A 12468-nucleotide genomic window follows, 5' to 3' on the forward strand; every position below is an offset into this window, starting at 1 on the left:
ACCTGCCGAAGCGGGATGCGTATAATACGCTTTTGGTTTTCTGCGTCAACACTTTTTTGAAAATTTATTTTCGAAGCATTGTCGCTGTATACCGCTTCACATAAGGCTTTCACGTTATGCCGGGTTGGCCTGTTAGGGCGATCCCTTTCGAAGTGGGGCGCATTTTAGAGATTTATAATTAAAGGTCAATACCCATACCTAACATTTCTTGTAATTTTGTGATCGAACGGATACTTTGTAACCAATGTGACAATTTTGTCAGCTATTGTTGAACTAAATCGTAAAGTGCTGTTCAAAATTTAGCTAAAAAGTCTCTTTACTATTATAAGTAGGGTTTGAACATGAATCGTAGTTGTTGCTTTATCCTTGGTTCGCTGATGTTACTCACTAACCACTGTGCGCTTGCTATTACAGACACAGCTGTTAAAGAAAGTGAAAATAAGGTGCTGCAAGTTTTCATTAAGCGCCAGGTAAACCAGTCGATGTCTGTAGGTCGGGCAGTTGGCTCGATTACCAGTAACTATCCAAATGAAGTTGAAACCATCGTAGCAACTGCACTCGATTTATACCCGGAAAATTACCAGGAGATCATCCATGCAGCAATTTCCTCGCAACCTACGGCTACGTCTAAAATTGTAAAGATTGCTATAGATAAAGAAGTCAGTAGCTGCCCTAATATAGTACAGCTGGCGATACAAGCTGATCCCAGTTACGTGGATTTTGTGGTTGATGCCGCTGCAAATTCGAATCCGGAACAGCTTAAAGACATTGTGCGGGTAGCGGTTCTTACTGAGCCGGATTCTGCCGATACTATAGTACAAACCCTTACTGCTGAGCATCCTAATGAACTGGTTGACATTCTTTCCAGCGCTATTCGTGCCGTACCACTGGTAGGTGAGTATGTAGTGGATGCATTACTGGCAGTATTCCCAGGCGAAGCTGAAGCTGTAGTGACTACGGCAGTTCGTGAATCCGGTGAACAGCGGGAACAGGTGCGTAAGATTATTGAAGCTGCGCATCAGGCCGGAGTAGATGAAGACTCCCTTAAACGGTTTGCTATTAATGGTGGTGCCAGTGAAGAAGAGTACAGTGCTGCGGTAAAGCAGGATAATTAATTATCCTGCTGCGCAACTAACTCATTCCACTCTTTTTGGTCTTTTATTGAGAAGTTTTCCCGACGCAGCGTAAGATTAGGGTTATATGCCGGATCATGGGCAATCACCTCTGCCCAATTGGACTTTAAGTAATCGAGCTCAGCATTGAAACGGGCCATTTTCTTTTTACTTACGTCCAGCCCTCGCGATACCGATTCATGATGATAAAGTTCTGCCTCAGCGCAGTAGAGGTTTCTTACTCCTTGCGCTCTCACCCGCAGGCAGAAGTCCACGTCATTAAACGCGACTGTGAGATCTGTTTCATTTAATCCCCCCACCGCATCAAACAACGACTTTTTCACCAGTAAGCAAGCGGCGGTTACTGCACTGTAATTATGTGAGGCGATTAGCCGGTTCATATAACCGGGATGGTACCGAGGAAAGTACTTATGGGCATGCCCGGCTCCACCGCCATAGCCCAATACTACACCGGCATGCTGAATACGGTCGTCGCCGTACATGAGCTTCGCACCCACACAACCAATATCTTCTCTTAACGCATGACCAACCATATATTCCAGCCAGTCCGGCGTGATCACCTCGATATCGTTATTGATCAACCCGATCACTTCTCCTTTGGCCTGCTGCGCCGCAAAGTTATTGATAGCGGAGTAGTTAAAGGGATGTGGGTATTTTAATACCCTGATCTTCTCGTGTTGACTGAGTTCCTCGAAATAAGCCAGGGATTCAGGCTCATCGGAGTTATTATCCACCAGCAGAATTTCATAGTTCTGGTAGGTGCTCTTGGTCAAAATAGACTCGATACACTCTTTAACCAGTTGTTTGGCATTTTTGGTGGGGATGATGAGCGAGACTAAAGGCCTATTGAATATTGGCCACTGGATAACATTAACGAGTTTGTCGGACACTACCCTGGAACGAGCGTCTATCGTGTTAACAAGCTGAGTAATCTCTTTAAGCTGAGCACGTTTTTTGGCATTGCTATCGGGGCGGTGAATTAACGCGTAAGGAAAATGCTCGACCACCATATCCGGCGATTTAAGCCACCACTCGCTAATGAGGCCAGCTATGGACTTTGCTGTTGTGGTGCTAATTGCTCTTCTCCAATCAGCAGGTAGCACAACGCCTGTTTCGATATACCCGTTGGTTAACTGATAATCCGGATTCCAGTCTGGCAACATTCGTGCATTCTCAAAGGTGTTGCCTGAGTTTTTTTCATCGGTGTCCACATAGAGTAATGCAGTGATGTGCTGACGAGCCAATAACGCTAGTGTTGATGGATGCAGTTCATCACCACACTCTAATAATAGTAAGGGTACATTCTCTGACGTTACAACATCATCCGTAAGGTGGTTAAACGCGGTAATATTTAGCGTTTTAGTATTGGTCTGCCGTTTAAACAACGTGCACTGTACAAGAACGGATTCAATATGTGCCGACTGATGAACTAACGATGCCAGGGTTTTCGATACTCCCAGCGCATCGTTACCAATAATTGCGACTGAAATTTTAGCGTGCAGTACCGGTAAATCAGCCAATATTTGATTGATGTCGCTGGCTTGCTTAGCTAACGACTGATTGTAAAGTGCCTGAAGTTTTTTCTTACTCGGAAACCCATAAAACAGTCCGGATTTTTGCAATGAACGGCTGTAAAAAGAGGTAAGAGCCGGGTTTTTCTTAGCAAAATTACGCAATGGCTTGGGCACAACCCCAACACCAGCCTTAATTGCCATCATCGAATATTTTTTTACAGACATGCGCGAAGAATTCAAAAACCTTGATTAGTAATTATCCGGTTACTGGTAATGCATAGCAACCGGCGGGCAGTATCGCTTAAAAAACAAAAAGGGGCAATCTGCCGCCACAACGAGTACTCGAACAAGATAGCCATCAACCTAGCTAGACGTTGATTAATCGAACATATCAAATGGAAAATCGTCAAAGGGCAGTTCGGACATAGGAATACGCGTGAAATTAAGTGGTTTAAGTCGTGCCTTTAGGTGCTTCTGCAGCCCTTTAACCGTTTTAATTTCCCGGCACTTTGCCATGAGAATCTCAACATCTTGCTCAAGCGCCTGGCGATATTCTCGTAAGCCTTTTTCCCGGGCGGCCTTAGTGCCACCACCAAAGCGCTGCCAAATTATCACACTCAGTCCGTCACCGCGTCGCAACTCGTGATAATCGGCGTTTAACTGTTTAACCTTGTCTTTTAATATTGTTTCTAACTGCACAGTTAAATTGTCGTTTAACTCCAACTGATATTCTGGCAAATACTGCTGTGCTAACAAAAATATAGCCAGCGGATCCTTAACGTCCCTGGCGTGTGAAAGTTGTTGCATCAAATCCATTTTTTCAGCCTTCTTATCCGGGTCGAGTTCCCGGTCAGGATGCAGCTTTTTAGCTAACTGCCGATAGAGTCTGTTGATTTGTTTATCGCTGAACAAAGCAGTAGCTACATCGACATTCGTATTATGGAAGTCTTGATTATGTTGTTGGTACGAATGATCGTGTTGATCTGACTCGTCATGAAAATATGGCGACTCCTGCCCGTGAATATCTTCATCATCACCCACGTAACCTGATTCCATTTTATGTTTGAGCACCGATTCAAAATAGGCCATTGCCTTATGCGGGTCATGGATCAACTCAACCAACTCTTCGTCACTGAGTTCTATCTCTTCTCCAAGCATTAGCGACAACTCAATCCGGTAATGATCGAGTTGCTCCTCAGGTACCTCGCTGGAGTTGGGGTTCTGCTTAATTGAGGTGACTATCGCTTCATTAAAAGCGTCCCTCAAGTCATTGGTATTCACAGGATTAAACGGATTCGACTCAAGTATCGTTAATTCTTCCTGGATCCAATCCAGCAGGGCCTCATGTTGCCTACCCTTTATTGATTTACGCGGCACAAAAGAAACTAGATGGCGGATCCACTGCTCGTTAGCCCGGCAGACCTCCTGTTCAATGGGTTCAACCGATTGCTTGAAGTACGCCATAAACGCTTCAAGCTTAGCCTGATAACGGTCATTTCGTTGCTGTTTTTTGTTAACTTCTACCCACAGTTTATCGACCGTCTCCCGTGCTTGGGCGCTTTGGCTTCCTGAGGAACTCACTGATACAACCGTTAACCCACTATTGCTGTTGATGTGACCTTGCTTAGCCATTACTTATCTCTTTGTAGACCTTCATTCCAATTCGCCAGCATACTGTTAGCAAACCTTTCATTACATTCAGCGATCCTACCATGTTTGTTTTGCTAAACCGATGTTACTAACCACTATTGCAGTAAACGTATGCGCTCTCATCCCCTGTCATAGCCGTGACAAATACAACCAAACTATTGTTACTTACATCCTAGTTGCCGTAACTGCTCGGTTAACAGACTGAATGGAATTCTTTCTTGTTCCAGCCTTAAGCGCGGTTGCCAATGATCTGCTTTTAGCTTTGAATAGAGTGCAGCTTCGGCGGGAATGAGGTTGGGCAGGCTTTCTGGCGTTTGGCGTTTGTTAAGCGCTTCCGCGCCCCAAAAAGGCTTAGTGGCTAACAATGTCGCCTCATCCATCAACAGCGATTGAGTGTTGCTGAAATACCCGCGTATTTGTGAGAGCATGGCAAAACCGTCAGTATCAATATCGCCCCAGTAATATAGTCGGCAGTTGTTTAACCACTGTATCTGTTTGAGCAACTGAATGCTATAGCCTTTGCCAAAGATTACCAGCGCATTTTTCACATTGGGAAACGCCAGACCATTTACCAGGTTTTCCGTTATGAAGACACGGTCGACCATTAACGACAACTGAGCAAAATGGCTAATCGGTAGCGTAATATCCCGCAACCCGCCAAATTCATAATACAGTTGTGTGTCAAGCAGCCGAAAGCGTATCTGTGGCTCATCAAAACGCAAACCAAAGCGCTTTTCAAAACCGTGTTCACCCATCTGCGTATACTGGCTATTAATCGCGTCCGCGGGTAATACCGAATCTAACAGCGTTTTTACGGTTTGCTTGCGGTGTTCTATATACTTACTGTCTACCCCGGCTATGGGGAGCTCGCGCAGATAACACCCGGGGATCGGATTCGCCCTGAAAAAGTGCGCAATCGCAATAAGCTTCTCCCACTCCCCCGCATGATTCAGTAACAGTTTAATCGATATCTGCTGGCCAATGCGCACATGAGGCAAACCAGCTTGCAACAGCTTGGCATCGGCAATGAATTGCTGCCATTCCTGCCATTTCCCACAAAACCGGGCCAAAGCTTCTGGCGACTCAAACACCACAGCAACGGGGACATTCTGACGCCCCATAGTGGCATAACTCACTTGTTGTTTAAGCAGACTCACGCCAGCATAAGGCAGAAGCTCCCGCTCAAAGGCCTGTTGAGCGGTCGTCAGTACGGCAAAATCGTGCAGCAGTTGTTTGTCTGTCGGCCGTTTGAGTGAAACTTGCAAAGGAAATAACATTTCGCCACAGAGCCACTGCTTGTAGAACATCTGATTTTGCCATTGCTTTTGCAGTTTTGCTTTCAGCGCTTTTACTGTCTGCACCTATTAAACCCCTTATTCACGTTCCGGCGCTGGGTTATGTTCTACCTCTTCCACCAGCGCTTTATATTGCCGCTGCGATTTATGTTGTGCGAGCCGCTCACGATATTCTTTTATAGTCATATTCAGCACCATGGAGCGGTTATTGCGCTGATCAACAAAGTGCACTTGTTTTACGTAGTGTTCAATGACATCGAGTTTCTGTAGCGGCGTTACCAGTAACAGTTGAAGTCCGAGTTTTTTAAACAATTCAAGCCCAAAACGTGTACTGTCTTTCGAGCCACGGGCAAAGGCTTCGTCAATCACCACCAGATTAAAACGGCGCTTGGCGTTTGCGCCGGTTTCTTCATCCACCAGGCGATATTGCAGCAGGATGGCCGCCGCCAAAATGGAATACGCCAGCTTCTCTTTCTGCCCGCCGGACTTACCCCCTGAGTCGGAATAACACTCTTTCTCACTGTTATCTTCACGGTATCGCTCAACCACATTAAATAGTTGCCAGAAACGTACATCCACCACTTTCTGAGTCCACTTCGGCTCGTTGCGCATTTGTTCAATCAGCGCTTTGACCTGCTCGAACTTGTGTTCGGAATATAAATTGTCGTCGGTAGAAAACTCCACACAACTCTTCAGGCGCTGTTTGAATTCACGAATATCCAAATCCGATGAGGAAATACTGTCTATTTCAATATAGGTGCCCTGCTGGTAATCCAGTTCCCGTAGCGAACGGTTGATCATACTGACTCGCGCATCTATTTGCTCTTCCTGCTTATCCAGATAGCTACGAAACAGTGCCATCGAACGAATGGTGTCCTGATTAAGCATTTCTTTAAAACGGGTTTCATGGCGGGGTAAGTCTTCATCCTGCAGTGTTTTCAGCATCTGCTGATATTCAGACAGTGACTGCTCACTAACGTCCAGTTCGGTTACATCGTTAGGAAAACGGAAAGCAAAATCTTTCATGGCGGTGAGCATCTGCTTTTCCCGCTTACTGCGTTTCTCCTCAAGATGCTGGATTTTTTCATTCAGTTTGGTGCGTAACACCGAGCATTGGTTCGCCAGCATGTCGATGCGCAATTGCGCCGCACCATGCTTTTCATACAAGGCGGACAGATCCGGGTAACAACGCTGCTTTACCTGTTCGGATACTGCGTTACACTCGGCTGTCTTTTCAGCCAGGATCTTATGATCGTCTTCCAGCTTAGTCTCAAGTTTACCCAGTTGTTGATAGTGCGCACGAAACGCTTCTTCCACCTGGGTTAATTCGGTTTGTGCGTGCTGAAACTGTTGTTGTAACTCCCGCAATACATCGGAGCTTTGTTCCAGTACCCGTATTTCTTGCCTGGCTACTTCCAACTGATTAGCAAACTGTGACCAGTTGATTTGCTCAAAGGTTAAGTTAAAGTCGCTGAGGTTTTTGGCCTGACGACGTAACTCTTCAATATCGCTGCGCTGGCTGGCGCATTGCGCTAACTTGGTTGCCATGGCCCCGGCATCAGTTTGCAGTGCACGTATTTGGGCGGCCAGCAGGTCGAGCTTTGCCTGGTTACTCCAGCCAAGTACAAAGCGGCTTTTGTCATGCAAGCTGTGGCGATCGTCTTTCTCATGACGAAAACGACCTGACTTTACCTGCCCCTGCAGAGTGATGGCTTTTTCACTCCGACGAAAGTCAGTCATTGACTCGCAGCACTGATAGTCAAAACGCTGCTGTAACTCGCGGTGCAACCACTGAAAGTGCTCACTGTCGCGCTTGATTGCTATTTTTGCCAGCAGAGAATCCGGCTGCGGCGATTGCGGAAAGTAATTCTCGGTACTTTTAACACGGTAATACACCAACCGCGTACCCAGATGGGTGTTTTCAACAAAATCACTCACATCAGCGTACAGTGAATCCGGTACCACCAACGACAATGCAAAGTTGTGCATCACCCGCTCAACGGCGCCCTGCCATTGAGTCTGGCTCTGTTTTACCTGCACCAACTCACCAACAAAGGGTAAGCGGCTTTCCTCTACATTAAGATGTTCACACAATCGCTCGCGGATGTTTAGCTGGCGTACCGGGATATTGGATTTGCGATGACGCAGCGCCTCCAACTCTTGCTGCACCGCCTGTTGTTGTTGCTGTAACTGGTGGTTTTGCAACTTGTAATCGTCTTGCCGGCTCTCAATATTTTCGAGTTGCTGTTGATGTTGTTCAAACAAAGAATGCGATTCACGTATATTGCTGACAAAGTTATCTGCTGTTAGCGCTTCGGGCAGCCCGAGCTGCTTCACCAGTGCGAGATAGTTATCACACAAACGCTTACTTTGGTTTCTTGCTTCATCTAAGCCTTTAATTTTATCTTGCAGTTGCTGCAACCGGCCCCCACCGTTTTGATCGATATCGCTTCTGAGCTGACTTACCGTTTGATTAAGGCGATGTTTCTGACTTTGCAACTGCTGTTCATCAATGGCCAGTTTTTCAAGCTCTCCTTGCTGGCGGGCAATCCGCTTTTGATACAGTACAATCGCTTTCTCGGCCATAAAGCTGTCTACGTAATCACGGCAGAACGCAAAGTGTTGTTTTTCCTGCGCCGCCTCTTTCGCCTGACGGCCATGTTTATCAATCGGTTGGAGTAAGGTAATTTTTTCACGAGCCGCGACCACCGCGTCGTGGAGTCGCTTTAATGATTCATAATTGCGCTCCAGTTCCTGAATTTGCCCCTCCACATCGGGCTGCTCAAGCATATTCTGGCGCACAAAATCGGTCACAGAGCCGACTGATTTCATGGAAATCGTTTGATTAAACAACTCCAGCGCCTTGCCATCGGTACCTAACCCCAACCACTTACTGAAGGTTTGTTGATATTGATTAAAACTCTCAACCAGAGTGAGCTCGGGCATTTTTTGCAAGCGTTTACGCAACGCCTTAATTTGCGTGCCAAAGTCGCTGAAGTGGGTGGCAATGTCGAGCGCCTCCGGAACAACAACGAACAAGCGTTTCACTTTGTTTTCGCCAGGTTTGAGCCAGAAGATCTGCGCCAGCGTAATTGTTTGTTGCAGTGCTACGGAGTGAAATTGTGCCAGCAGTACCGAATAGTGATTTCCCTTGCTACGCAAACCTACCGCACGGGCTTTACCCGACTCATCCTGCTGTGACGTATAATAGCCGTAAAAGTACGACTCCAGCGAACGCTCTTTGTTTTCAGCACCCGCAGCCTTATTAAACGCCAGCTTTCTGGGCGGAACCAGCAACGTTGTCAGGCCATCGACCAGCGTTGATTTACCGCTACCGATATTGCCGGTGAGCAGGCAATTGTCGCCACTATTGTCCAGGTGCCAGATCTGCCTATCAAAGGTCCCCCAGTTTAATACCTCAAACCGGGTTAAACGAAAACCCTGCCGCTGCGTTGCTTGTGATACAGGGCGAGGATCGTTATGTATTGGCGCAGCGGCCTCTGTTAACGTGTCACTGCTCATCACTGGCTTCCTCATTGCTATGGATATCGAATAATTCCGTGTACCGGACAATTTGCTCTGCTGTCACAAAGGCTTTGAGGATACGCTGGACTTCAAAATCATTTTTATGATTGGGTAACTGATTCAAAAAGCCCATTTGGGTGATCTTTTTAATCAGCGCATCAAACTCTTTGTGCTGCTTTACTTCGTTACTGGCATCCGGGAAATGGGGGGCGAGCCACTGCCATATTTCCTGACGCTCAACAATAAGACGCGGACTGCTCTCTTCACTATCGTGTTCGGCCAGGCGCTTGCGTAAAAATATCAGCAGCAAGGTTTGCCCAAAGCTCAGTTGACGACGGGTAATGAGCGAGGGGATCTCTGTTTGCTCTTCTTCGGTATCAACCTCACGCTGTTGTAAAAATGCATACCCTTCTGCATCATCGAGTCGCAACGACAAACCGATCTGGTCAAAATAACTGCGGATAAGCGCCTGATCACGCTCCAGCACATCCCACAGGTCGCGATGTTTTGCCCGGTAAACCGGCCCTTTGAGCAGCCGGACCTTCAATGCCGCATGATGCTGCGCAGTCAAGGCTTCTACAGATGCTTGTTCGTTCATGATGACGTATCCCGAATAAACGTAATAGTGGGTACCGACAGAGTGCGGCTAACGCCCGGTTCACTCTGCCAGCTAACATGTTGCGGTTGTTGGGGGTCAATACTGGCAGGCACAACCTCTTCACAGGCCAGTTTAATGTAGCTGAGTACCTCATCAAGGCCGTACTGCAGGGGATAGTCTTCCAGCACACTGGCTAACGTCACCTGCCCCTGATGTTTATCCAGCGAAGTAAAGATCTGCTGCTGTAACTGCAGTTCGTCAATATGACTGACTTCAAACAGATTGCTTAAATCCACATCGGCTTCTTGTGCACCCTCTTTGATGTCAGAATCCACTTGTTCCGGGGTTTTAGGGACAAACAAACCACGGCTGAGGTGAGGATAAATACTGGCCTGGATTCCAGCAATCTCGGCAAAATTCTGCAGCAAATGCAAAGGGGTGTCGGGACTATTCGTTTGATGTGCAACGGCTTCAAAATCGCGGATAAGTTCGAGAATGCGCCGGTTATCCTGCGACTGCTCCTCGATGTAGCGGCGCAGTTGTTCGGTAATTTGCTGTTTGGTGCGATTAACTTTGTCACCGGCCTCCAGCAAATAGCTGTAAAGGTGCTGGAGCAAATCGTCACTACTGACAAACTCATGCCCCAATTGGTGGTGCATTATCTGCTTTAAGTTTTGTCTTAGCGAATCGCGCATTTGCTGTGTCATCAACAATTCAAAAAACGCGATAAACGATTTCCCTTCGTCGGAACTGTTTATTACGTCTTGATCGGCAAATACGATATCCAGCACCCGCCCTTTCTGGCCACCTCCCAAGGTGATCTTCTTGCGGGTGTCCTTATCCAGGAGCCGAAAATTCGCCTCTACCTGCCTGAAATCACCGAGTAATTTACGCGATATATCAGAGACCAGATAGAGCCTTTCCCGCACTTCGGTATCGTCTAGCCCGAGGCTGGAGCCTTGCTTTACTGCCTCGATTTGCTGTTCGATCAACGCTTTTTTCTGCTGCAAGGCTTCTAGTTGCAAAGACTTATCGTCGGTGGTGCCCTGCACCAGCTCCCCAATTAAATCAATAAGGAGTTTCAGGCGCGATTCTGTGCCGACAAATTGTCGCCCCTGCAACTCTTCAACCCAGTGCAACGCCTTCTCGACATCAGGCAATAAATCGCATTCTGGTTCATCAGTGTTTTGCGGCAGGTACTTACGCAGATAACCGGGCTTTTGATTGATCCAGTCGTCGATATAGGCGCGGGCTGTTTTCGGGTATTTTTGCTCACCATACACTTCAGCGACATCGTTTAAGTGGTAATCGAGCATTGCGATCAGTTCCTGATACGGTACCGCCCGGCGATTATGGCGAATAAACGCACTGTAAAAAAAACTCGTCATCAATGGAAAGTGTTGGGCGCGCAGCAAACGCAAAGCGACACTTTGATCTTTAAATTGCTCCAAAAACTCTACGCTGAAATCGGCTTTCATTGCTTAACTCCTGGTAGCAACGGACTCACATCCATGTTTTTCAGCACCTCTTTATTCGCCAGCGCCAGTGGGAACTGAATGGGATCGAGCCTGTAATTTGCAGAACAATCCACTCGCCATGCCTGGGTTAAATAGCCCAGCAACGCTTCGCGGGTTTCCACGGTTAAGCTGCCGTTTGTCATGTTGTAATCAAGTTCGATGGCTTGCTTATGCTTAACTCCCGGATGCGGTATTAAGTCCAAAGGGATGACATTATTCCAGGCCGTATCACTGAGCACCGACTCTGTATTCAGCGGCTGCCCGTCCAGTAAATTGATATCTAAAAAACGATTGCTGACAAAATCCCTGAATGCCTGATTGCTTCTGTCGTAGCAGCGTACGTGCCAGCGATAACCGTTATTAATGAGTGAATGGGGCACTAGTTCCCGTTCCGTTATGCCGGAAGACAGCGACACGTAGCGGCAGTGTATGGCTTTTTTATGCATGATGGCCCGTAACAGCGGCGCAATAGTCGATGATGAAGCATGAATAAGACGCACCGCTTCAACGCATACGTCACTGGGTCGCTGCGGCAACTTAAATTTATTTGCGTCTTTGTTTGCCAACCTGAACAGCACTTCTTCCGCGTGATGCGGAAACAACGGTGAAAATTCGGCGGTACGGTAGTAGAGCTTGGTTTGATGCCTTAGCACCAGGTTGTCGGGTGCCAGCGATTTATACAACGTTAAATCACGGGTGGCGGAGGCGATACCCGTTTGAAAATGGCCAACCAGATCCGCTCTGGCCACTTGCCCGAAGAATTCCAAACAAAAATCGATAAACGCGAGCCGTTTTTGCTGAGTGAATGGAATAGTGCTGAAATCTGCCATGTCTTGCCACTGTGTGTATAACTATTGTTCAGCATAACATGAAATCATAATGATGCAATCTTTTTGATTCCACCATTACAAGTGTAACAGGATCTAAGCTTCAAGGCGAGATAGTAGTAACGCGACGATGTCTCTCGCTTCGTGGAGTACTGCGATAATAGTCGGCTTTTTTACGCCTTCATAAAGATAAAAGATATAGTGATGCTGGCATTTTGTGACGAGTAAATCAGGAAACGTATCTGAAAATTTGCGAATGGCTACAGTTTTGCGCCCGATAAGCTCAAAAGTGTCTTTTATGGCTTTTCTATAGATGTTTGTTTGTGCAACGCCCCAGTTCTCAAGGGTATAGCTTACTATCTCGCGAATATCGGCTTCAGCAGCATCCGTAATGTCATACAAAGGCATT

9 protein-coding genes are annotated in these 12468 nt (G+C 46.9%); 1 reads left to right on the forward strand and 8 read right to left on the reverse strand.

The genetic code is table 11. The features are described 5' to 3' along the window. Positions 1 to 377: 377 nt before the first annotated feature. Positions 378 to 1115 (forward strand): hypothetical protein, encoded by a 738-nt coding sequence (locus D9T21_RS09530; RefSeq protein WP_377908090.1) that lies wholly within the window; start codon positions 378 to 380, stop codon positions 1113 to 1115. On the opposite strand, the gene D9T21_RS09535 is transcribed toward D9T21_RS09530, so the two are convergent. The 8 genes from D9T21_RS09535 to D9T21_RS09570 all read right to left on the reverse strand — a co-directional run bounded on the left by D9T21_RS09535 (position 1112) and on the right by D9T21_RS09570 (position 12467). Then, a complete protein-coding gene (locus tag D9T21_RS09535; protein ID WP_123324939.1) occupies positions 1112 to 2851 on the reverse strand; it encodes a glycosyltransferase family 2 protein in 1740 nt (579 codons plus the stop codon). The genes D9T21_RS09530 and D9T21_RS09535 overlap by 4 nt on opposite strands. 174 nt (positions 2852 to 3025) lie before the next feature. Then, positions 3026 to 4279 (reverse strand): J domain-containing protein, encoded by a 1254-nt coding sequence (locus tag D9T21_RS09540; RefSeq protein WP_123324741.1) that lies wholly within the window; start codon positions 4277 to 4279, stop codon positions 3026 to 3028. Between the two features lie 179 nt (positions 4280 to 4458). Beyond that, complete coding sequence (locus D9T21_RS09545; RefSeq protein ID WP_206427255.1) at positions 4459 to 5658, reverse strand: Wadjet anti-phage system protein JetD domain-containing protein; 1200 nt, start codon at positions 5656 to 5658, stop codon at positions 4459 to 4461. Between the two features lie 12 nt (positions 5659 to 5670). Further along, positions 5671 to 9114 carry an ATP-binding protein gene (locus D9T21_RS09550; RefSeq protein ID WP_123324742.1) on the reverse strand — a complete coding sequence of 1148 codons (3444 nt, stop codon included), beginning with the start codon at positions 9112 to 9114 and terminating at the stop codon, positions 5671 to 5673. Further along, on the reverse strand, positions 9104 to 9715 hold the full coding sequence (locus D9T21_RS09555; protein ID WP_123324743.1) for a DUF4194 domain-containing protein: 612 nt from the start codon (positions 9713 to 9715) through the stop codon (positions 9104 to 9106). Before D9T21_RS09555 ends, D9T21_RS09550 begins: the two co-directional genes overlap by 11 nt. Further along, positions 9712 to 11193: a DUF3375 domain-containing protein gene (locus tag D9T21_RS09560; RefSeq protein ID WP_123324744.1), complete on the reverse strand. Its 1482-nt coding sequence runs from the start codon at positions 11191 to 11193 to the stop codon at positions 9712 to 9714. Before D9T21_RS09560 ends, D9T21_RS09555 begins: the two co-directional genes overlap by 4 nt. Further along, positions 11190 to 12062 carry a WYL domain-containing protein gene (locus tag D9T21_RS09565; protein WP_123324745.1) on the reverse strand — a complete coding sequence of 291 codons (873 nt, stop codon included), beginning with the start codon at positions 12060 to 12062 and terminating at the stop codon, positions 11190 to 11192. The genes D9T21_RS09560 and D9T21_RS09565 overlap by 4 nt, the downstream gene beginning before the upstream one ends. A 93-nt stretch (positions 12063 to 12155) precedes the next feature. Beyond that, on the reverse strand, positions 12156 to 12467 hold the full coding sequence (locus D9T21_RS09570; protein WP_123324746.1) for a type II toxin-antitoxin system RelE/ParE family toxin: 312 nt from the start codon (positions 12465 to 12467) through the stop codon (positions 12156 to 12158). Position 12468: the final 1 nt, after the last annotated feature.

Origin of the sequence: Marisediminitalea oceani (genome assembly GCF_003731635.1) — a bacterium.
Lineage (GTDB): Bacteria > Pseudomonadota > Gammaproteobacteria > Enterobacterales > Alteromonadaceae > Alteromonas > Alteromonas oceani.